This is a genomic window from Streptococcus sp. 2342 (assembly GCF_013276795.1).
In the GTDB taxonomy this organism is placed as follows: Bacteria; Bacillota; Bacilli; order Lactobacillales; family Streptococcaceae; genus Streptococcus.
The window spans coordinates 199,875-220,773 of sequence record NZ_VMLR01000001.1; the positions used below are offsets into that span (position 1 = coordinate 199,875).

Annotated in this window: 22 protein-coding genes and 1 pseudogene; 13 read left to right on the forward strand and 10 right to left on the reverse strand. The window is 39.8% G+C overall.

Features of this window, described 5'->3' with window-relative positions:
- The first annotated feature begins 32 nt into the window (after positions 1–32).
- Positions 33–1,256: a peptidase T gene (gene pepT / locus HT689_RS00895; protein WP_173225884.1), complete on the forward strand. Its 1,224-nt coding sequence runs from the start codon at positions 33–35 to the stop codon at positions 1,254–1,256.
- A 137-nt stretch (positions 1,257–1,393) separates the two neighbouring features.
- Here pepT and pta read toward each other — a convergent pair whose 3' ends face one another.
- The 4 genes from pta to HT689_RS00915 are packed head-to-tail and all read right to left on the reverse strand — an operon-like array spanning position 1,394 to position 4,778.
- Positions 1,394–2,368, reverse strand: a complete 975-nt coding sequence (pta, locus tag HT689_RS00900; protein WP_173225883.1) for a phosphate acetyltransferase — start codon at positions 2,366–2,368, stop codon at positions 1,394–1,396.
- A 43-nt stretch (positions 2,369–2,411) separates the two neighbouring features.
- Positions 2,412–3,308 (reverse strand): RluA family pseudouridine synthase, encoded by an 897-nt coding sequence (locus HT689_RS00905; protein ID WP_173225881.1) that lies wholly within the window; start codon positions 3,306–3,308, stop codon positions 2,412–2,414.
- The gene (locus HT689_RS00910) at positions 3,305–4,123 is read right to left on the reverse strand and encodes an NAD kinase (RefSeq protein WP_033677288.1); all 819 of its coding nucleotides are present in this window, start codon (positions 4,121–4,123) and stop codon (positions 3,305–3,307) included. Before HT689_RS00910 ends, HT689_RS00905 begins: the two co-directional genes overlap by 4 nt.
- A complete protein-coding gene (locus HT689_RS00915) occupies positions 4,107–4,778 on the reverse strand; it encodes a GTP pyrophosphokinase family protein (RefSeq protein WP_173225879.1) in 672 nt (223 codons plus the stop codon). The genes HT689_RS00910 and HT689_RS00915 overlap by 17 nt, the downstream gene beginning before the upstream one ends.
- Positions 4,779–4,906: 128 nt before the next feature.
- Between HT689_RS00915 and HT689_RS00920 the strand changes: the two genes are divergently transcribed.
- The 7 genes from HT689_RS00920 to HT689_RS00950 all read left to right on the forward strand — a co-directional run bounded on the left by HT689_RS00920 (position 4,907) and on the right by HT689_RS00950 (position 9,679).
- A complete protein-coding gene (locus tag HT689_RS00920) occupies positions 4,907–5,476 on the forward strand; it encodes a CYTH domain-containing protein (protein WP_173225877.1) in 570 nt (189 codons plus the stop codon).
- A 112-nt stretch (positions 5,477–5,588) separates the two neighbouring features.
- The gene (locus tag HT689_RS00925; protein ID WP_173280756.1) at positions 5,589–6,548 is read left to right on the forward strand and encodes a ribose-phosphate diphosphokinase; all 960 of its coding nucleotides are present in this window, start codon (positions 5,589–5,591) and stop codon (positions 6,546–6,548) included.
- Positions 6,549–6,557: 9 nt separating this feature from the next.
- Complete coding sequence (locus tag HT689_RS00930; RefSeq protein WP_173280759.1) at positions 6,558–7,673, forward strand: cysteine desulfurase family protein; 1,116 nt, start codon at positions 6,558–6,560, stop codon at positions 7,671–7,673.
- Positions 7,674–7,677: 4 nt separating this feature from the next.
- Positions 7,678–8,025: a DUF1831 domain-containing protein gene (locus tag HT689_RS00935; RefSeq protein ID WP_000863540.1), complete on the forward strand. Its 348-nt coding sequence runs from the start codon at positions 7,678–7,680 to the stop codon at positions 8,023–8,025.
- 7 nt (positions 8,026–8,032) lie between these two features.
- Positions 8,033–8,248 (forward strand): DUF4649 family protein, encoded by a 216-nt coding sequence (locus HT689_RS00940; RefSeq protein WP_173225873.1) that lies wholly within the window; start codon positions 8,033–8,035, stop codon positions 8,246–8,248.
- An 82-nt stretch (positions 8,249–8,330) separates the two neighbouring features.
- Complete coding sequence (locus tag HT689_RS00945; RefSeq protein WP_000653417.1) at positions 8,331–8,972, forward strand: redox-sensing transcriptional repressor Rex; 642 nt, start codon at positions 8,331–8,333, stop codon at positions 8,970–8,972.
- Positions 8,973–8,989: 17 nt separating this feature from the next.
- Entirely contained in the window at positions 8,990–9,679 is a 690-nt protein-coding gene (locus HT689_RS00950; RefSeq protein ID WP_173225871.1) for a gamma-glutamyl-gamma-aminobutyrate hydrolase family protein, read from the forward strand.
- On the opposite strand, the gene radC is transcribed toward HT689_RS00950, so the two are convergent.
- The 5 genes from radC to HT689_RS00975 form a co-directional block, all read right to left on the reverse strand.
- The gene (gene radC, locus HT689_RS00955) at positions 9,676–10,356 is read right to left on the reverse strand and encodes a DNA repair protein RadC (RefSeq protein ID WP_033688879.1); all 681 of its coding nucleotides are present in this window, start codon (positions 10,354–10,356) and stop codon (positions 9,676–9,678) included. The two genes, HT689_RS00950 and radC, sit on opposite strands and share 4 nt — an antisense overlap.
- Positions 10,357–10,398: 42 nt before the next feature.
- Positions 10,399–12,690, reverse strand: coding sequence for a DNA helicase PcrA (gene pcrA, locus HT689_RS00960; protein ID WP_173225869.1), 2,292 nt, complete (start codon positions 12,688–12,690; stop codon positions 10,399–10,401).
- A gap of 159 nt (positions 12,691–12,849) precedes the next feature.
- Positions 12,850–14,520 carry a formate--tetrahydrofolate ligase gene (locus HT689_RS00965; protein ID WP_173225867.1) on the reverse strand — a complete coding sequence of 557 codons (1,671 nt, stop codon included), beginning with the start codon at positions 14,518–14,520 and terminating at the stop codon, positions 12,850–12,852.
- 174 nt (positions 14,521–14,694) lie between these two features.
- Positions 14,695–16,170, reverse strand: coding sequence for a hypothetical protein (locus HT689_RS00970; protein WP_173225865.1), 1,476 nt, complete (start codon positions 16,168–16,170; stop codon positions 14,695–14,697).
- Positions 16,163–17,278 carry a hypothetical protein gene (locus tag HT689_RS00975; protein ID WP_188110136.1) on the reverse strand — a complete coding sequence of 372 codons (1,116 nt, stop codon included), beginning with the start codon at positions 17,276–17,278 and terminating at the stop codon, positions 16,163–16,165. Before HT689_RS00975 ends, HT689_RS00970 begins: the two co-directional genes overlap by 8 nt.
- A gap of 187 nt (positions 17,279–17,465) precedes the next feature.
- Here HT689_RS00975 and coaB point away from each other — a divergent pair, with 187 nt between their 5' ends.
- The 5 genes from coaB (at position 17,466) to HT689_RS01000 (ending at position 20,762) form a co-directional block, all read left to right on the forward strand.
- The gene (gene coaB, locus HT689_RS00980; RefSeq protein ID WP_173225863.1) at positions 17,466–18,155 is read left to right on the forward strand and encodes a phosphopantothenate--cysteine ligase; all 690 of its coding nucleotides are present in this window, start codon (positions 17,466–17,468) and stop codon (positions 18,153–18,155) included.
- A gap of 11 nt (positions 18,156–18,166) precedes the next feature.
- A complete protein-coding gene (coaC, locus tag HT689_RS00985; RefSeq protein WP_173225861.1) occupies positions 18,167–18,718 on the forward strand; it encodes a phosphopantothenoylcysteine decarboxylase in 552 nt (183 codons plus the stop codon).
- On the forward strand, positions 18,702–19,265 hold the full coding sequence (locus HT689_RS00990; protein ID WP_173225858.1) for an ECF transporter S component: 564 nt from the start codon (positions 18,702–18,704) through the stop codon (positions 19,263–19,265). Before coaC ends, HT689_RS00990 begins: the two co-directional genes overlap by 17 nt.
- Positions 19,266–19,707: 442 nt before the next feature.
- A complete protein-coding gene (locus tag HT689_RS00995) occupies positions 19,708–20,235 on the forward strand; it encodes an ECF transporter S component (RefSeq protein ID WP_173225856.1) in 528 nt (175 codons plus the stop codon).
- A gap of 11 nt (positions 20,236–20,246) precedes the next feature.
- The gene (locus HT689_RS01000; protein ID WP_138707768.1) at positions 20,247–20,762 is read left to right on the forward strand and encodes a transcription repressor NadR; all 516 of its coding nucleotides are present in this window, start codon (positions 20,247–20,249) and stop codon (positions 20,760–20,762) included.
- Here the strand turns inward: HT689_RS01000 and HT689_RS01005 are convergent.
- A pseudogene (locus HT689_RS01005) lies at positions 20,759–20,899 on the reverse strand (NUDIX hydrolase); the annotation flags it as partial. The gene HT689_RS01000 and the pseudogene HT689_RS01005 overlap by 4 nt on opposite strands.

Consider the following 20,899-nt stretch of genomic DNA (forward strand, 5'->3'; position numbering starts at 1 on the left):
AATGGAAAAAATGAATTCAAAAGGAGTTTTTTATGACTTACCCCAATCTCTTGGACCGCTTCTTAACCTACGTTAAGGTCAACACACGCTCTGATGAACACTCTACTACTACTCCAAGTACACAGAGTCAGGTTGACTTCGCAACCAATGTCCTGATCCCTGAAATGAAACGTGTTGGACTGCAAAACGTCTACTACCTTCCAAATGGTTTTGCGATTGGTACCTTGCCAGCCAATGATCCATCTTTAACACGTAAAATTGGCTTCATCTCCCACATGGATACTGCTGATTTTAATGCCGAAGGAGTTAATCCTCAGGTAATTGAAAACTACGATGGTGGTGTGATTGAACTAGGGAATTCTGGTTTCAAACTCGATCCAGCTGACTTTAAGAGTCTTGAGAAATATCCAGGACAAACGCTCATCACAACCGATGGAACAACCTTACTAGGTGCTGATGACAAGTCAGGAATTGCTGAAATTATGACTGCTATTGAATATCTGACTGCCCACCCTGAAATCAAGCACTGTGAGATTCGTGTTGGTTTTGGTCCAGATGAGGAAATCGGTGTTGGTGCCAATAAATTTGATGCAGAAGATTTTGATGTGGATTTTGCCTACACTGTTGATGGTGGTCCATTAGGTGAGCTTCAGTACGAGACCTTTTCAGCAGCGGGTGCTGAATTGCATTTCCAAGGACGCAATGTCCACCCTGGTACTGCCAAAGGTCAGATGGTCAACGCCCTTCAGTTAGCAATTGATTTTCATAATCAACTTCCAGAGAATGACCGACCTGAGTTAACGGATGGTTACCAAGGTTTTTACCATCTAATGGATGTGACAGGTAGTGTCGAAGAGGCGCGTGCAAGCTACATCATTCGCGATTTTGAAAAAGATGCCTTTGAAGCTCGTAAAGCAGCAATGCAGTCTATCGCTGATAAGATGAATCAAGAACTTGGTAGCGACCGTGTCACTCTCAACTTGACAGACCAGTACTACAATATGAAAGAAGTCATTGAAAAAGATATGACTCCAATTACCATTGCTAAAGCCGTTATGGAAGATTTGGGGATCACTCCTATAATCGAACCAATCCGTGGAGGGACAGACGGCTCTAAGATTTCCTTTATGGGAATCCCAACCCCTAATATCTTTGCTGGTGGCGAGAATATGCACGGACGTTTTGAATACGTTAGCCTTCAGACTATGGAACGTGCAGTTGATACCATCATTGGTATCGTAGCTTATAAAGACTAAAAATGGGCTGGGCAAAAACTCAATTTTAAGAGAAAATGAAGTAAATCTTCACACAATAAAACGCATAGTATCATTTTCGGCTCCTGATACTGTGCGTTTTTTGATTATAAATGCGAATTATTTAGTGGCGCTTCTCTTTATTGATGAACAGCTTGGGCTGCTGTGATAAGGGTCAACTTATAAACATCATCTGCATTACATCCACGAGAAAGGTCGTTAACTGGCTTGTTCAAACCTTGTAGAACAGGTCCAACAGCCGCAAAACCACCAAGACGTTCTGCCATCTTGTATCCGATATTTCCTGCCTCGATACCTGGGAAGATGAAGACATTTGCTTGACCAGCTACTGTACTTCCAGGAGCTTTCAAAGCTGCAGTTTCTGGAACAAAGGCCGCATCAAATTGCAACTCACCATCGATTTCAAGATCAGGACGCAAGTCGTGAGCAATTTTAGTAGCTTCCACAACCTTATCAACGCTTTCACCAAACCCTGAACCTTTAGTAGAATAGCTTAGCATAGCAATTTTAGGCTCGATACCAAACATCTTAGCTGTGATTGCTGAGTTGATGGCAATTTCAGCCAAGGCTTCTGCATCTGGATTGATATTGATAGCACAGTCTCCAAATAGGTAACGTTCCGTACCACGAACCATGAGGAAGGCTCCTGAAGTACGAGTCACATTTGGACGAGTTTTGATGATTTGTAGGGCTGGGCGAACTGTTGAAGCTGTTGAGTGAATCGCACCTGATACCATTCCATCAACCAAGTCCAAGTAAACCAACATAACACCAAAGTAGTTGACATCTTCAACCAAAACCTTGCGTGCATCTTCTTCAGATATTTTGCCCTTGCGACGCTCTACCAAGGCAGCAACCATTTCTTCAAATTGAGGATAATGTTGAGGGTCAATGACTTCATAACCATCCATGATCCCTTCAATTTCAAGATAAATTTTAATTTTTTCAGGATTTCCAAGCAAAACAGGAATCACTTCTGTTTCTTTTACCAGGCGTTTAGTTGCTTGAAGAATACGAGGTTCTTCCCCTTCAGGGAGAACGATACGAGCATTTTTACCAACCAGGTTGGATTTGAGACTTTCAAAAACTTCCATGAGTTTTCTCCTTTAAGATAATAATTATACTCTGAATCAGTTTTTATAGAGTATTAGTTGATAACTGGGTAATAAGGTTGCTGAAATCATCCGGCAAGGGACTTTCTAACTGCAAGTCTTGCTCTAAAAACGGATGATAAAAGGATAGGTAATGGCAATGCAGGGCCTGACGTTGGATGCCGTCGTCCAGACTACCACCGTATAAATCATCTCCCAACAAAGGAAAACCAATATGAGAAAAGTGGACTCGAATTTGGTGGGTTCGACCAGTATGCAGGCGAATATCAACCAAGTGAATACTTCCATAAGAAGCTACAATCTTGTAGGATGTATGGGCATACTTTCCACCTTTAGCCACTCGTCTAGTGATAATGGAGTCTTCATCACGCGCAATCGGAGCAATAATTTCTCCTTCCGACTCCAAATGTCCATCCCCCTTAACCAAAGCAAAGTAGCGTTTTTCAATGGACTTCTTCTGCAACTGCTTGTCTAATCGTGCGTGGGCATATCCGTGCTTGGCAAAGAGCATCAAGCCAGAAGTGTCCCTATCAAGCCTAGTTACAATGTGAACCTGCTGATTTTCGTAATTTTGCTTGACATAGTAACCCTTGATAAAATTAGCAATGGTATTGGAGTGATTGACACTAGGAATAGAAGCCACTCCATAGGGTTTATTCAAGACTAGAAAATGGTCATCCTCATAGAGAATGTCTAATGGTCTCTCGATAGCTTCGAGAGTTTCAAAACCTTCCTCAGCGGGAATATCAATGGTAACTCGGTCTCCAATATCCAATAGATAGGTTGCATTTTGCGGTTGGTCATTGACCAGAATAGCTCCGCCTCGAAACTTAATCTTAGCCAGCAGCCCCTTAGAAACCTCGTGCTTTTTTAAGAAGGTCTTAACCTTGACATGCTCATCTGCGATAAATTCAAACCTCATTCGTCCACCTCGCCGATGAAAGCATCCTTAACACGATTCCAGAAACTGGTATGGCTCGGCGATGCGACAAAGTGAATCTTATGATGGTCGATTTGATACTCAATTCGCTCAATATTGCGGAAGGAATAAACGCTATTGTCAACCGAAATGGTATGGTAATCGTTTCTCGTTGGAATGAGTTCAATCTTATCCTTCTTAGGAACAATAATAGATGAACCCAGCGTTCGATAAACACGATTGTTAAGGCTGGCAATTTCTGTCAACTGCAGAGCTTCAATGGTAGGGTGTAAAACAGCTCCGCCGAGCGACTTGTTATAGGCTGTACTACCAGTCGGTGTCGAAACTGTTAGCCCGTCTCCACGAAAACGTTCAAAGGGAACACCATTGATGACAATATCTGCTACCATTGTTCGATCCGACCTTCGGATACTAGCTTCATTTAGTGCTCTAAAAATCTTCACTTCACCATTTCCAAGAAAGACCTTCACATTTAGAACAGGGTAAGAGACTCTTGCTCCTGTATCTAGCTGCAAATTAGTCACTAGCTTGTCCAACTCAAAATCACGGTAGTCCGTATAGAAGCCCAAATGTCCAGTGTGAACACCGATAAAGCGTACCTTGTCAAGCTGATTTTCGTACTTATGAAAGGCCGACAAGAGCATGCCATCCCCACCAATGGAAATAACGATATCTGGATTGGTATCATTGAGTATAAACTGATTTCTCTTCAAACGATCTCGCAATTCATACAAAACCCTTTGACTCTGTGGTTTTCTATTGGCTATCAGGTCAATTCGTTTACCTGTATTCTTCATCTGTATCGTCACTGTTTCCTACACCATCATTTAATTTTCTACTCAAAGGATCAAAAAGTGCCTGGGCTTCTTGGATATCATCACGAATTTTACCCATTTCTTCATCCAACTGATGGGCAATTTTGGCAGTAATTTCCAGTCTCTTTTTAATTTCCTCTGGGAAAGCCCCTTGGTACTTGTAGTTGAGAGAATGTTCTATCGTTGCCCAGAAATTCATGGCCAAGGTACGTATTTGAATTTCCGCCAATATGGTCTTAGCACCATTGATAGTGTCAACCATATATTCTACTACCACATGATAGGAACGGTAGCCTGAAGCCTTTCGATGAGTAATGTAATCTCGCTCTTGTACGATCCGCATATCCTGACGCTTGCGCAAAATAGCCACAACTTCTTGGACGTCATCTACAAACTGGACCATCACACGCAAACCAGCAATATCCTGTAAATCGTGTTCTAAGGTCGCATAAGTAATACCACGTCGAGCCATTTTTTCCTTGATACTTTCAATTGGCTTGACTCGACCAGTCACAAACTCAATCGGAGAATGCTTATTTTGCTTGCGATATTGCTTCCGAATACCACGTAGTTTAATCTTTAACTCACCAACAGCTTGAATGTAAGGATCTAGAAATTCTTCCCATTCTAAGGTCATATATTCTCCCTTGTTCTCATATTATCCTTCAAAAATATCTTTGATTTTTTCTCCAGATTCATATACAATAAATACAATGCTTATTATACCATAAATCCGCTTTCAACGATAAAGAAAAGGTAAGAAAAATGAAACATTTAGAAATTGAATTGAAAACACTATTGAAAAAAGATGAATATGATCGTCTAAAAGAGCAGTTCACTGGTATCACTCCTGTTCTTCAAAAAAATTACTACATCGACACGCCTAATTTTGAACTGCGAGAAAAGAAAGTTGCTATGCGCATTCGAACTTTTGAAGACTGGGCAGAATTGACACTCAAAGTCCCACAAAGTATCGGAAACATGGAATACAATCAAAAATTGCAACTAAAAGATGCTGAAAACTATCTGGCTAAGGAAGAACTTCCTCAAGGGCTAGTAGTGGATGAATTGGTGAAACATGGTATCCAAAGTAAAAAGTGGCAGGTTCTTGGTTGTCTAACAACGCTTCGCTATGAAATGCAAACAGCTATTGGTCTCATGGCGCTAGATGAGAGTCAATACTTTGATATGACAGATTACGAATTGGAGCTTGAAGTGGAAAATCACGAGCAAGGCAAACAAGATTTCCAGCAATTTTTAGAGGAAAATCAGATTGCTTATCAAAAAGCTCCTTCAAAATTAGTTCGATTTGTCAAAAGCATGAAAAATAGCTGAAATAATCTTCATTTTTTGGTAAAATATAAAAGATAAAAATACACAAATCCCAGTTCATATAGGTAAGACAGATATAACTAGGATTTATAAAGTTTACAGAGGACGGTCTATAATGTCAGATAGAAAAAATATGAAACTTTTCGCACTCAACTCTAACCAAGAGATTGCACAGAAAATTGCACAAGCTGTTGGTGTACCGCTTGGAAAACTATCATCACGTCAATTTTCTGATGGAGAGATCCAAGTTAATATCGAAGAGAGTGTTCGTGGATACGATGTTTACATCATCCAATCTACAAGCTTTCCTGTTAACAACCACCTAATGGAATTGTTAATCATGGTTGATGCTTGTGTGCGTGCAAGTGCTCACAGTATCAACGTTGTCCTTCCGTATTTTGGCTATGCACGTCAAGACCGCATTGCTTGTCCTCGTGAGCCACTTACAGCAAAACTAGTTGCCAATATGCTGGTTAAGGCTGGGGTTGATCGTATCCTGACTCTTGATTTGCATGCCGTTCAGGTTCAAGGTTTCTTTGATATTCCAGTCGATAATCTTTTCACAGTTCCCCTATTTGCAAAACATTACTGCGATAAGGGCCTACTTGGTTCAGATGTTGTTGTCGTTAGCCCTAAAAATTCAGGGGTGAAACGTGCTCGTAGCCTGGCTGAATATCTTGATGCTCCTATCGCCATTATCGACTACCCTCAAGACGATGCAACTCGCAACGAAGGCTATATCATCGGTGATGTTGAAGGTAAAAAAGCCATCTTGATTGATGACATTTTAAATACAGGACGTACCTTCTCTGAAGCTGCTAAAATCGTTGAACATGAAGGGGCTACAGAAATTTATGCTGTTTCTAGCCACGGTCTCTTCGTTGAAGGTGCTGCTGAACTTCTTGACAATACTAAGATTAAAGAAATTCTTGTGACTGATTCAGTAGCAACAAAAGAAAAAACTCCTAAAAACGTATGCTACATCACTGCTAGTGAGTTAATTGGTGATGCCATCGTCCGTATCCACGAAAGAAAACCAGTCAGCCCACTCTTTGCCTACAACAAAAAGAAATAAGGTGATTCTTTGATTTATTTGGACAATGCTGCCACGACTCCCATGTCAGCAGTTGCTATTTCAGCTATGACCAAGGTTATGCAAGAAACCTATGGAAATCCTTCTAGTATTCATGCTCATGGTCGTCAAGCTGGTAAACTCTTGCGAGAAGCCCGTCAAGAACTAGCTCAGTTACTGGGGACAAAACCTCAACATATCTTTTTCACTTCTGGTGGGACAGAAGGCAACAATACTGCTATCATTGGCTACTGCCTTCGTCACCAAGAGCAAGGAAAACATATCATCACAACTGCTATTGAGCACCATGCTGTCCTTGAAACCATTGATTACTTGGTTCAGCACTTTGGTTTTGAAGTAACCATTATCCAGCCAGAAAATCAAGAAATCACAGCCCAACAAATTCAAAAAGCTTTACGTGACGATACGATTTTGGTTTCTACCATGTTTGCTAATAATGAGACAGGAAACCTACTTCCCATTGCTGAAATTGGCCAAATACTCAAGCAACACCCTGCTGCCTATCATGTCGATGCAGTTCAGGCTATTGGTAAAATACCAATTCAACCCGAAGAATTGGGCATTGATTTTCTCACTGCTTCGGCCCATAAATTTCATGGTCCTAAGGGAATCGGCTTTCTCTACGCATCTAGCATGGACTTTGATTCCTATCTACATGGCGGAGACCAAGAACAAAAAAAACGTGCAGGGACTGAAAATCTGGCTGCCATCGTAGGCATGCTTGCAGCCCTAAAAGAGGACCTAGAAAAGCAAGAAGACAATTTTCAACATGTACAAAATCTAGAAACTGCCTTTCTGGCAGAGCTAGAGGGAGTTCAGTACTACCTGAATAGAGGCGAACACCATCTCCCTTATGTTCTCAATATTGGATTTCCTAGCCAGAAAAACGACCTCTTACTCCTTCGTCTAGATTTGGCTGGAATTTCTATCTCTACTGGCTCAGCATGTACGGCAGGCATTGTCCAATCCAGCCATGTTCTTGAAGCTATGTACGGGGCAAATTCAGAACACTTGAAGGAATCCGTTCGTATCAGTCTCTCTCCAGAAAATACTGTTGAAGACCTACAAACCCTCGCAAAAACCTTAAAAGAAATTATCGGAGGTTAGCCATATGGCATTTGAAAAAACCATTCAATTAAAAAATTGTCGTTACGACTATACTCTTAGCCCTTCTGTTAAAAAATTCACCCTCAAAGATAACACCTTTTTTGAGACTAAGGTTGGTAACTATGAACTGACTCGCCTTTTGGAAAAAGTGCCAAACAGTGGTGAAGGCTTCCAACTCAAAATCATCATTAACAAGGAACTTACAGGGGCTAAAATCAATATCACTGACAAGTTTGGTCTTCGTCTGGTTGATATTTTCAAATCAGAAGACCACCACATTCATCAGGAAAAATTCTACTTCCTCATGGATAGCTTAGTAGAACGTGGTGTCTTTACAAAATCTGAAAGATAGGTCCCATATGTTTCAACTGACCTATAAAGACAGCTATCATGTAGAGCGGACTCTCAAGTATGAAGATTATGAGGCTCTCATGCTAGCTCTGTCAGGATGTGTGACTCTGCCAGATACACTTTATGTAACTTCTTTGACCTTTAAAGGGCAGGAAGTTTACCAAGGTCTGGTCGGAGACCTCTACCGTTTTCTATCACATGCAGATTTTTTACAACAAAACTAAGATTTTTCTTAGTTTTTTCTTGTTTTTGTTGATTTTTTCACAATGTTTCTATAAAATAGAAGAATAGAAAGGTTGTGATTTTGTGAAAGATAAACAGTCTGCTATTCCAAAAGCTACAGCGAAAAGACTCTCTCTCTACTATCGAATTTTTAAGAGATTTCATGCAGAAAAGATTGAACGTGCCAACTCTAAACAAATTGCAGAGGCTATCGGTATTGATTCAGCGACAGTTCGTCGTGATTTTTCCTATTTTGGTGAACTAGGTCGTCGTGGTTTTGGCTATGATGTCAAAAAACTGATGACGTTTTTTGCCGATTTGCTCAATGATAACTCCATTACCAATGTCATGCTAGTAGGTATTGGAAATATGGGCCATGCCCTTCTCCACTACCGCTTCCACGAGCGTAACAAGATGAAGATTATCATGGCCTTTGACCTAGATGACCATCCTGAAGTCGGTACCCAAACTCCTGACGGGATTCCCATTTACGGAATTTCTCAAATCAAGGATAAAATCAAGGATGCTGATGTCAAGACTGCTATCCTGACCGTTCCCAGCGTCAAGTCACAAGAGGTCGCTAATCTCTTGGTTGATGCTGGCGTAAAAGGAATTCTTAGTTTTTCACCAGTCCATCTGCATTTACCAAAAGATGTGGTCGTTCAGTATGTCGATTTGACAAGTGAACTCCAAACCCTCCTCTATTTCATGCGAAAAGAGGATTAGAAAGCGAAAATCATTTTATGAAAAAACCAGTTATAGGGATTACAGGAAACGAAAAAACTCATCCTGATGATGACATCATGATGAGCTACGCAGCAAAAGGCTTTGTTGAAGGCGTTAAAGACGCTGGAGGGATTCCCATCATCCTACCGATTGGTGATCAAGAAATGGCCTGCCACTATATCAGTATGATTGACAAGCTCATCTTGACAGGTGGGCAAAATGTTGATCCAAAATTCTATGGTGAACCAAAAACCATTGATAGCGATGACTACCACCTTCAAAGAGATATCTTCGAACTAGCCCTCATCAAGGAATCTATCAAACAGCAAAAGCCGATTTTCTCTGTCTGTCGTGGGACTCAGCTTTTTAACGTTGCCATGGGCGGAACTCTGTACCAAGATATCGAAGACCATTGGCAGGATTGTTCTGCCGAGTACACAACTCAACGCTTGGTGACAGAGCCTGATACAGTTCTTCGAGAAATCTATGGAGAAATTTCCCATATCAACTCCTTCCACCACCAGAGCATCAAGGATTTAGCACCAAATTTAAAGATTGCAGCTCATGATCCTAAAGATGGTATCATTGAGGCTGTCATGAGTACGGATGATGTTCCCTTTCTCGGTGTCCAATGGCACCCAGAATTTCTATTTGAAAATCGTCCCAAAGATAAAAACCTCTTTGACTATGTCGTTAATGACCTTTAGATTAAATCCGTCTTTTCACGGTAACTAAAGTAACTAGAATGTGAGACAATCAAATGGTCCAAGAGGACAATTCCCATCAGGTCACAGGCTTCTTTGACAAGTTTAGTGACATGATCATCATTCCGGCTAGGAGCTACTGCTCCCGAAGGATGATTGTGAACCAAGATGAGTGAAGTCGCCATATGCTTGATGGCATAGTGAAGAATCTCTCGCGGTTCAGCGATACTACGAGTTGCAGAACCGATAAAAATGGTCTGTTGATGGATGATTTGATTTTGAGTATTGAGATAGAGCGCCACCAGGTGCTCTTGTTTTTTATGTCCCAATTCCTGCTGCATCTTCTTGGCCAACTTTTGACTGCTGAGAATACTTTCCATTTCAAGGGTCTCATGTTTATGAATACGATGCCCCAATTCAATCATAGCTTGCAACTCTATAGCCTTAACACGACCGATACCAGACAGACTCTGCAATTCCTGCAGGGTCATTTTTTTCAAATCCGTTAGGCTTGAAAGGTTGTTCAAGACTTTCTGGGCAATTTCAAAAACGCTGGCTTGACGTGTTCCTGTCCTAAGTAAAATAGCTAGCAACTCTTGGTTACTGAGCGCTTCTACTCCTTCCTTGGCTAGTCTTTCTCTTGGCAATAGTGAATCTTCTTGGAATGAAATACTGTACATAAAAATCCTCCTCACTTTATTATTCGTGAGAAGGATGGAAAATTAGATTTTTTTCTCAATTGGGGCTACACTAGCTAAAAGTTTTTTCAAACCTACTTCTGGGAAATTGATTTTTAATTCCTGAGTAGCTCCGTTACCTGAAACTTCCAGAACAGTTCCCTCTCCCCATTTCTTGTGGAGGGCAATATCACCAATAGACCAATTTGCCTCGCTAGACGCTGATTTTGTGCCAGCTATAAATTGACCAAATGGGAGACCGCTTGACTGGATAGTTTTTGGAGCAGCACTGCGTTTACGGTCTTGGAGGGCCTGCGCCAAACTCATACCTTGACCGAAGGCAAGGCCACCACTACTATATGATGCTTTAAAGCTTGTATTTGCTGGACGAGCCAACCCTTGATACTCAAGTAAGTCTGAACTGATTTCGTTAATAAAACGAGTCGGACGATTGTAGTTGGTACGACCAAAAAGCAGGCGCGAGTTGGCATTGGTCAGATAGAGAATTTTCTCTGCACGCGTAATTCCTACATAGGCCAGACGGCGTTCTTCTTCTAATTCATCTTGATCTTCAGCTGCACGGCTAAGCGGAAAGACATTTTCTTCCATCCCAATCAAAAAGACAACTGGAAACTCAAGACCTTTGGCAGCATGCAGGGTCATCAAGGTCACTTCTGATGTCTCCTGACTGCCTGAATCTGTGTCTGCAATCAAGGCCAAATCATTTAGGAAACGACTCAGTTTATCCAGACCAGTTTCCTCTTCTGGCCCATCAGAGATGTCATCAAAGTTTTTCGTCACAGAAAGGAACTCTTCAATATTTTCAACCCTAGCCTTGCTTTCTAAGGTCGCTTGAGCATTTAGAATATCGACGTAACCTGTTTTTTCTAGGACGGCCTCAACCAACTCTGTAATATTTAATTGATCTAGCTGCTCTCGTAAATCTAGAATCATATTGGCAAAATCCCAGATAGACTGGACTGCTTTACCCTTGATACCAGATAACATGATATTAGCTGAAGCATCTAGCATGGACATATCTTGCATATTCGCAAAGTCACGGATTTTCTCAACTGTACCTGGCCCAATTCCACGTTTAGGCTCGTTGATAATACGCTCAAAACTGATATTGTCACTCAAATTGGCAATAAGATTAAGATAAGCGATAATATCGCGGATTTCCTTACGGCTGTAGAACTTGGTTCCTCCGACCATTGTATAAGGAATATTGGACTTAAGCAAGGCTTCCTCAATAGTACGGGACTGGGCATTAGTCCGATAGAGAACTGCAAAATCCTTGTGAAGGAAGTTTTGACTCCGACCAAGTTCATCGATGGTTTTGGCTACAAATACAGCCTCATCCAGCTCATCATTGGCACGATAGTAAACGATTTGCTCCCCATCAGCATTTTGAGTCCAGAGATTCTTAGGACGGCGGTTTTTATTGTTTTTAATGACCTCGTTGGCCGCTTGGAGAATGATTTTGGTGGAACGGTAATTCTCCTCCAACAAAACAACCTTGGCTTGGGGATAATCTTTCTCGAAATCCAAGATATTCTGCATGTCAGCACCACGCCAACCGTAGATGGACTGGTCAGCATCCCCAACCACACAGATATTTTTAAAACGGGAAGCCAAGAGTTTAACCAATTGGTACTGTGCGTGGTTGGTATCTTGGTACTCATCAACATGGATGTACTGAAATTTTTGCTGGTAGTAGGTCAAGACATCAGGATTTTGATCAAAGAGACGCAGAGTCAGCATAATCAAATCATCAAAGTCAACCGACTCCGACTGACGAAGCTCTTTCTGATAGGCTGTATAACACTGGGCCACGATTTGCGTGTACATATCTCCAGCTTGGGCAGCATAAGCCACATCATCAATCAAATCATTCTTAGCATTGGAAATAGTTCCTAAAATGCTCCGTTCATTCCATTTTTTCGGATCCAAGTTTAACTGCTTAAGAATGCGTTTCATAAGAGTTCGCTGTTCACCAGGATCCACAATAGTAAAATTACGATTGTAGCCAATATGGTCCGCATCGCGACGCAGAATACGCACACACATGGAGTGAAAGGTCGCTATCAAACAGTCCTGAGTGGCTGGATTGAGGCTATAAGCACGCTCTTTCATCTCACGCGCAGCCTTATTAGTAAAGGTAATAGCCAAGATATTCCACGGATTGACAAGCTTTTCATCAATCAAATAAGCGATACGGTGGGTCAAAACTCGGGTCTTTCCAGAACCAGCCCCCGCCATGATCAACAAGGGACCTTCTGTCGTTTGCACCGCCTCAGCCTGACGGTCATTCATTCCATTTAATAATGCGTTCATCTTCTCTTCCTTACTCTTGAAGTCAATATTTCTATTATATCAAAAATCAAGGAAAATATCTTTAACTAGACTGGTTACGTGTAGAAGGCAACTTCTTATATCTAGATAAAAAATGAGCTTGGATATTATTTCCAAACTCATTTGATTTCAATTAAACTATTAGAACAAGCCTAGAACGGTTCCGTCACTTTCAACATCCATGTTGAGAGCTGCTGGTCGTTTTGGAAGACCTGGCATGGTCATGACATCGCCAGTTAAGGCAACGATGAAGCCTGCACCTAATTTTGGCACCAATTCGCGAATGGTAATTTCAAAGTTTTCAGGTGCTCCAAGTGCATTTGGATTGTCTGAGAAACTGTATTGAGTTTTAGCCATACAGATTGGCAATTTGTCCCAACCATTTTGAACAATTTGAGCGATTTGCGTTTGAGCTTTCTTCTCAAAATTTACTTTGCTACCACGGTAGATTTCAGTGACAATCTTTTCAATCTTTTCTTGGACAGAAAGGTCATTGTCATACAAACGTTTATAGTTAGCTGGGGTTTCAGCGATGGTTTTGACAACTGTTTCGGCAAGTGCTACTCCACCTTCTGCACCATCAGCCCAGACACTAGCCAATTCAACTGGTACATCGATTGAGTCACAAAGTTCTTTCAAGGCTGCAATTTCAGCTTCAGTATCAGAGACAAATTCATTGATTGCTACAACTGCAGGTACACCAAATTTACGGATATTTTCAACATGGCGTTTCAAGTTGGCAAAACCGGCACGAACTGCTTCTACATTTTCCTCTGTAAGAGCATCCTTAGCCACGCCACCATTCATCTTAAGGGCACGAAGGGTTGCAACAATAACTACTGCATCTGGATATGTTGGCAAGTTTGGTGTCTTAATATCAAGGAATTTCTCGGCACCAAGGTCAGCACCAAAACCAGCTTCTGTGACTGTGTAATCAGCTAAGTGAAGGGCTGTGCTTGTTGCCAAGACTGAATTACATCCATGAGCAATATTGGCAAATGGACCACCGTGTACAAAAGCAGGTGTACCGTAAATTGTCTGAACCAGATTTGGCTTAATAGCATCCTTCAAAATCAATGCTAAGGCACCCTCAACCTGCAAATCGCCAACAGAAACAGGTGTACGATCATAACGATAACCGATAACGATATTAGCCAAACGGCGTTTCAAATCTTCAATATCAGTCGCCAAACAAAGAATTGCCATGATTTCAGAAGCAACTGTAATATCAAAACCATCCTCACGAGGAATACCGTTTAGAGGACCACCAAGTCCAACGGTTACATGACGAAGTGCACGATCATTCAAGTCCACTACACGTTTCCAGAGGATACGACGTTGGTCAATCCCCAACTCATTCCCTTGGTGCAAGTGGTTGTCAATCAATGCTGAAAGAGCATTATTAGCAGTTGTAATGGCATGCATGTCTCCAGTAAAGTGGAGGTTGATGTCTTCCATTGGCAGCACTTGGGCGTAACCACCACCAGCAGCACCACCCTTAATCCCCATTACTGGACCAAGAGATGGTTCGCGGATAGCAATCATGGTTTTCTTGCCAATCTTGTTCAAGGCATCCGCTAGACCAATGGTAATAGTTGATTTCCCTTCACCTGCAGGTGTTGGGTTGATAGCAGTAACCAAAATCAATTTCCCAACTGGATTGCTCTCAACTGCACGAATTTTATCAAAGCTGAGTTTAGCCTTGTACTTTCCATACAACTCCAAATCATCGTAAGAAATACCAAGTTTCTCTACAACATCAACGATTGGCTTCAACTCAATACTCTGTGCGATTTCAATATCTGTTTTCATTCAAAACTCCTCTAACCTCTAATGTGATAATTCATTATAACACAAAACAAGATTTTTAACATCCTTAAACTCTCTAAACGTTCGTAAATATCCCTGTTTTTAAGATTTTTAGAGTCCTTTCTTAAATTTTATATGGCTTTATAGTTTGAAACTATAGAATAATGAAAAAATAATTTAGTCAAGAAAATAGCTGTCAATTTCAGATAAATTATGTAAAATTATTGTATCTTCAATTTCTAATTTTTCTGCCAACTCAATAGAATATTCAAAACTAAGTTTAGTGTTTAACGATAAATCAAACGAGTAATCTTGTAATTTACCCAGTTTTTTATATTTTTCTATGATTTCATTATAAATAGCAAGATAATGCTTATCTAATATTTTTATGTAATTATTCAGATTTTCCTGGTAGTCTTGAATGATTTTTTGTTCGCTATCATTTAATATTCCCTTCCCTATTTCCCAAATGATTAAGCTGGCTATTGAACCTACTACAGAACCTAGAACTGGTATAGGAATCATTGCTTGACCAATACAAGCACCAATTGTTGCAAAGGAAGCATCCATTACATTTAATATCAAGAGATTCATAAATTCATCTTGGGTTATTTCTGTAGATCTATACTTTAGAACAATGTCTATCATTCCATAAGTTGCCGTAACTAAAGCACTGGCATTTGGAGCACTAATCCCCAAGACATTTGTTAATCCGTAAATGGAATACCCAGATATTGCACCCTTTACAACTCCTTCAGCTGTATTCAATCCACAATCTAACCAATCTGATTGTTCGAATTCGAAAATACTTTTTCCATCTTTATATTTTCCATACACACTTGACATCAAAGCTAACCCCCCCTGTAAAAAAGCGGCGTTCCTTGCAATCTTGTTAGCTTCTTTTATTCTTGGTAATGAATTTTTTTGTGCTACTAACCGTTTTCTATTTAACTCTTGTTGTTTTAGTCTGACAGTTTTACAAATATTCCTCTCCTCGGAATCTAAAATGGAATTTATTGAATTTCTTTGAGCATCATCATAATTTAGAACAGATGATTTCATCCAAGATTTATATGAAGTAAGTCCCTTGCTTTCGGTAATATCATTAATCATTTGTCGTATATCCGTAATTTGTTTAATAGATAATCGTTTACCATTAAATTCAACTTCTTTGGCCCCAGCCATTATTTTTTCAAATACTAGAACGTGATCTTTTGGAAACATCATTCTCATTTTTGCACTGTAATTAAATGATTGAGCTAGTTCATCACGTAAATTATTATAAAACTTCATTTGAATGGTATTTCTACCAATTAACAAATCAGCTGGTCCATTATCATTCAATACTTTTACAATAGGATGTAATCCTTCAAAAGCTCTTCTCGCATTCACAATTCCTGCTTCTGCAAATTCAGCAATAAAACCGTGACCGCCGTATTCACCTCCACGATTCTTTAGAATAACGTCTTCAATGTTATCTCTAGCATAGTTTAAGATTTTAGAGGCATTGTCCTTGTTTAAAATGACATTACGAGCTTCATCCTCAATCATTTTCATAGCAATTTGTAAGTCTTGAATTCTTAAGTTATTTAAGCAATTGATATATGCTCCAATACCTTGGTTAAATGCTTGATTAAAAATTTGATTAACCATTTATTTTAATTTCCTTATTTATCATAGCTGTCAGTGATAGTGTTGAATTCACTAAATTACCTGCTTTATATTTTTCATCTTCAGTAAATAAGCTATAGTCCATTCCAGTTAAAGATAAATTGGCTAAATAAATTCCTTCTGTTTGTTTTTCAGTTAATTCTATTAATTCCGTAACTTCTATTACTTTTTCTTTAAGTTGTCTAGCCAACAATTCTACCTTTTTCTGTTCCTCTATAGCCTCTTTTGCAACTTCTTCATTTTTCCTATTAGCTACTACACCAGCGCCTACAGAAGCGGTCAACATAACGCCTGCAATTCCCCAACCGACAGGACCAGCCAATGCTAAAAATGCGTTACCGGCTGCCACTCCACCGCCACCAGCTGCTACACTTCCACCACCTAACCAAGCCAGAGCGGCGCTATTTGCTGCAGCACCTGTCAAACTTGAAATTGCAGTACCTGTTGATGCAACACCAAATGTAGTTGCAACACCCATAGCGGCAGTAGGACCTAAAGTTGCAACTGTTACTCCTAATGCGCTAAGAGAAGCCGTAGTCGCTGTGCTACCACTTGCTAATTCAGCTTCCTTAATTGACTGTGAAATAGCAATTTGCTTATCTTCAAAATTCTGAATTTCAACATCAATTTCTTCTAATTTTGTTTCAAACTCTTTTGGCTTATTTGCTAGCTTACTAATTCTTTCTTCAATAATTTTTACAACTTTGACCGCTTTTTCCCTAATCTGATAGAGTTCTGTTGATTTATTAGCTAAATTATCAGCTTCATCGTTATACAATCTTATAGATTCTTTATATCCCTCGACAGCTTCTTGTCTAAGTTTAGAATTAAAAAGGTCAACAGCATCAATTTGTTCTTTCGTATTATTCACTATTTTACCTGCTTCATTAAAAGTTTCCGATGAAGCTTTAGTTACATGTTCTACCACATCACTAGCTACCCCAATAGCTTTTTCAGAAACATCTGTGATAACATCGCCAACCTGACTTGAAACATCTTCAATAACTTTTACAGACTCTGTAATAGCTTCTCCAGTAAATTTACCTGCTTCATTTAATACTTTACTGGTAGCGGATCCAGCATCATTCAATACCTTACTAGCTTCTTTTGTAAAATTGTCAGCAAATTTAAAAAAAATTCATTCAGCATTCTCCTTATTGCATATATTTCTATTATCCTATAAACAGGAGAGATTGTCAAAATCGACCATATATTAATTTACTTAATTTTCATCACTTTCATTTTACTTACCGTTTATTTTTGTGTACAATAGTGCTATGAAAATTTTAGTTACATCGGGCGGTACCAGTGAAGCTATTGATAGTGTCCGCTCTATCACTAACCATTCTACAGGTCACTTGGGAAAAATCATCACAGAAACCTTGCTTGCTGCAGGGCATAAAGTTTGTTTGATAACAACAAAACGAGCTCTAAAGCCAGAAGCCCATCCCAACCTAAGCATTCAAGAAATTAACAATACAAACGACCTTCTCCTTGAAATGCAAGAACGTGTCAAGGACTATCAAGTCTTGATCCACTCAATGGCTGTTTCTGACTACACTCCTGTCTATATGACAGGGTTTGAGGAAGTTCAGGCTAGCTCCAATCTGGAAGAATTTTTAAGCAAGCAAAATCATCAGGCTAAGATTTCTTCAATTGACGAGGTTCAGGTTTTGTTCCTGAAAAAAACACCCAAAATCATCTCTCTAGTCAAGGAATGGAATCCTGCTATTCATCTGATTGGTTTCAAACTGCTGGTTGATGTTAACGAAGACCATCTGGTTGACATTGCTAGAAAAAGTCTTATCAATAATCAAGCAGACTTAATCATTGCAAATGACCAGACTCAAATTTCAACAGACAAGCATCGTGCTATCTTTGTTGAGAAAGATCATCTTCAAACAGTCCAGACTAAAGAAGAAATTGCAGAACTCCTCCTTGAAAAAATTCAAGCCTACCATTCTTAGAAAGGAAAGATATGGCACATATTCTCTTGGCTGTAACGGGGTCAATCGCCTCTTACAAGTCGGCAGATTTAGTCAGTTCTCTAAAAAAACAAGGTCATCAAGTCACGGTTTTAATGACTCAGGCCGCTACAGAGTTTATCCAACCTTTGACACTACAGGTCTTATCACAGAATCCTGTCCACCTGGATGTCATGAAGGAACCCTATCCTAATCAGATTAATCATATCGAACTTGGAAAAAAGGCAGATTTATTTATCGTAGCCCCTGCAACAGCTAACACCATTGCAAAGCTAGCCCACGGCTATGCTGACAACATGGTAACCAGCATAGCTCTAGCCTTGCCCAAAAATATTCCTAAACTAATAGCTCCTGCTATGAATACAAAAATGTATGACCATCCGGCAACTCAGACTAATCTGAAAACATTAGAAACATACGGCTATCAGCTGATTGCTCCGAAGGAATCCCTACTAGCTTGTGGAGACCATGGACGAGGAGCTTTAGCTGACCTCACAATTATTTTAGAAAGAATAAAGGAAACTCTCGATGAAAAAACGCTCTAATATTGCACCTATTGCTATCTTTTTTGCAACCATGCTCGTTGTACACTTTCTGAGCTCGCTTGCCTTTAACCTTTTTCCATTTCCAATCAAACCGACCATTGTTCATATTCCTGTCATTATTGCCAGCATTATCTACGGTCCACGAGTTGGGGTTACACTTGGATTTTTGATGGGGCTACTTAGCTTGACGGTTAACACAATTACAATTCTACCGACAAGCTACCTCTTCTCACCATTTGTACCAAATGGGAACATCTACTCAGCTATCATTGCCATCGTCCCACGTATTTTGATTGGTTTAACTCCTTATCTGGTCTATAAACTGATGAAAAATAAAACTGGTCTGATTTTAGCTGGTGCCCTTGGTTCACTTACCAACACAGTCTTTGTACTCGGTGGAATTTTCTACCTTTTTGGAAATGTTTTTGATGGTAATATCCAAAAACTCCTAGCAACCGTTATCTCAACAAATTCAATTGCCGAATTAGTCATTTCCGCAGTTCTAACCCTAGCCATTGTTCCAAGATTACAAACTTTGAAGAAATAAAAACAATCTCCGCTTTCATGCTTGAAGGTGGAGATTTTGTTCTGTATATTTTATTTTTTAGTGAAATTTTTACCAGTAAAATATATTGAAATAAGATACCAACAAATAGATTAGGGAATTCAAATTAATTTCTAGAAATATTTTATCATTCATGATATACTCTTCCAGTTTCAAACTACTATATTTATACTCAATGAAAATCAAAAAGTAAACTAGGAAGATAGCCGCAAGTTGCTCAAAACACGGTTTTGAGGTTCTGGATAGAACTGACGAAGCCAGCTCAAAATACTGTTTTGAGATTGCAGATGGAAGCTGACATGGTTTGAAGAGGTTTTCGAAGAGTATTAACTAAAAAACGACCTATAAACCCAAGTAAATACTTGATTTATTGTCTTGTTTATTGTACTATACTAGTGTATATACAGTTAAAAAGGAGATTCTTATGAATACACGGAAAAAGACACAATTTATGACAATGACTGCCCTCTTAACGGCTATTGCGATTTTGATTCCAATTGTTATGCCTTTTAAGATTGTCATTCCACCTGCTTCTTACACTTTGGGGAGCCACATTGCTATTTTTATCGCCATGTTCTTATCGCCCTTGATGGCTGTTTTTGTCATCCTAGCCTCTAGTTTTGGATTTTTGATGGCTGGCTATCCTATGGTTATCGTATTTCGAGCTTTTTCCCATATCTTTTTTGGGACTTTGGGAGCTCTTTACCTACAAAAATTCCCCGATACCCTAGATAAACCAAAAGCTTCCTTGATTTTCAACTTTGTTTTGGCTGTTGTTCATGCCCTTGCTGAAGTATTGGCCTGTGTCGTTTTTTACGCAACTTCCGGTACCAATGTAGAAAATATGTTTTATGTTCTCTTTGTACTAGTTGGATTTGGCACAATTATCCATAGTATGGTAGACTATACATTAGCACTAGCTGTCTATAAAGTGCTTCGAAAACGCCGTTAAAAGGAAGAACTATGACAAAAGATCGCAAACAAGCCCTGCTCCAACTCTTGAAAGAAGCTCCTAAAGCCCTCAATGGCCAAAGTTTGGCTGAACATTTTCATGTCACTCGACAAGTTATTGTTCAAGATATTGCAATTTTAAGAGCTGATGGAGCTCCAATTCTATCTACCAATCGTGGTTATATCTATAAGCAAATTGAAACCAATCCTTATGTTCACAAACTTTTTAAAGTCAAACATGAAGTTGAAGAAATCGGTCAAGAACTCCTTGCTATCATCGATAATGGAGGGCGTGTCCAGAATACCTTGATTGACCATCCCGTTTATGGAGAAATTGAAACCTTGCTGAAACTGTCTTGCCGCCGAGACGTGCAACATTTTCTAGAACAAGTCGAGCATTCTGACTTTAGACCTCTGTCTGAATTGACAGATGGCATCCATTACCACCTAGTCGAAGCTGAAACACAACAAGACCTCCGCTATATCGAGGAGGCCTTGGATCAGCTAGGTTATTTAGTAAAGGATTAGAAAATTTTCTTTTCCCAATCGTCTTCTGTACGGCGAGGGTAGAAAAATTCAGATTTGTCCGGAGTTTCCATCATCTCCATCAAGGGTAGCATATCATAGGCCAGATTCAAGTTTGGAATCTGGTCTTTTTGAATCCA

What these genes read in the sequence shown, in the direction of transcription:
- pepT (WP_173225884.1), top strand. Translation starts at nt 33, where the DNA reads ATGACTTACCCCAATCTCTTGGACCGCTTCTTAACCTACGTTAAGGTC.
- pta (WP_173225883.1), bottom strand. Translation starts at nt 2,368, where the DNA reads ATGGAAGTTTTTGAAAGTCTCAAATCCAACCTGGTTGGTAAAAATGCT.
- HT689_RS00905 (WP_173225881.1), bottom strand. Translation starts at nt 3,308, where the DNA reads ATGAGGTTTGAATTTATCGCAGATGAGCATGTCAAGGTTAAGACCTTC.
- HT689_RS00910 (WP_033677288.1), bottom strand. Translation starts at nt 4,123, where the DNA reads ATGAAGAATACAGGTAAACGAATTGACCTGATAGCCAATAGAAAACCA.
- HT689_RS00915 (WP_173225879.1), bottom strand. Translation starts at nt 4,778, where the DNA reads ATGACCTTAGAATGGGAAGAATTTCTAGATCCTTACATTCAAGCTGTT.
- HT689_RS00920 (WP_173225877.1), top strand. Translation starts at nt 4,907, where the DNA reads ATGAAACATTTAGAAATTGAATTGAAAACACTATTGAAAAAAGATGAA.
- HT689_RS00925 (WP_173280756.1), top strand. Translation starts at nt 5,589, where the DNA reads ATGTCAGATAGAAAAAATATGAAACTTTTCGCACTCAACTCTAACCAA.
- HT689_RS00935 (WP_000863540.1), top strand. Translation starts at nt 7,678, where the DNA reads ATGGCATTTGAAAAAACCATTCAATTAAAAAATTGTCGTTACGACTAT.
- HT689_RS00940 (WP_173225873.1), top strand. Translation starts at nt 8,033, where the DNA reads ATGTTTCAACTGACCTATAAAGACAGCTATCATGTAGAGCGGACTCTC.
- HT689_RS00950 (WP_173225871.1), top strand. Translation starts at nt 8,990, where the DNA reads ATGAAAAAACCAGTTATAGGGATTACAGGAAACGAAAAAACTCATCCT.
- radC (WP_033688879.1), bottom strand. Translation starts at nt 10,356, where the DNA reads ATGTACAGTATTTCATTCCAAGAAGATTCACTATTGCCAAGAGAAAGA.
- pcrA (WP_173225869.1), bottom strand. Translation starts at nt 12,690, where the DNA reads ATGAACGCATTATTAAATGGAATGAATGACCGTCAGGCTGAGGCGGTG.
- HT689_RS00965 (WP_173225867.1), bottom strand. Translation starts at nt 14,520, where the DNA reads ATGAAAACAGATATTGAAATCGCACAGAGTATTGAGTTGAAGCCAATC.
- HT689_RS00970 (WP_173225865.1), bottom strand. Translation starts at nt 16,170, where the DNA reads ATGGTTAATCAAATTTTTAATCAAGCATTTAACCAAGGTATTGGAGCA.
- coaB (WP_173225863.1), top strand. Translation starts at nt 17,466, where the DNA reads ATGAAAATTTTAGTTACATCGGGCGGTACCAGTGAAGCTATTGATAGT.
- coaC (WP_173225861.1), top strand. Translation starts at nt 18,167, where the DNA reads ATGGCACATATTCTCTTGGCTGTAACGGGGTCAATCGCCTCTTACAAG.
- HT689_RS00990 (WP_173225858.1), top strand. Translation starts at nt 18,702, where the DNA reads ATGAAAAAACGCTCTAATATTGCACCTATTGCTATCTTTTTTGCAACC.
- HT689_RS00995 (WP_173225856.1), top strand. Translation starts at nt 19,708, where the DNA reads ATGAATACACGGAAAAAGACACAATTTATGACAATGACTGCCCTCTTA.
- HT689_RS01000 (WP_138707768.1), top strand. Translation starts at nt 20,247, where the DNA reads ATGACAAAAGATCGCAAACAAGCCCTGCTCCAACTCTTGAAAGAAGCT.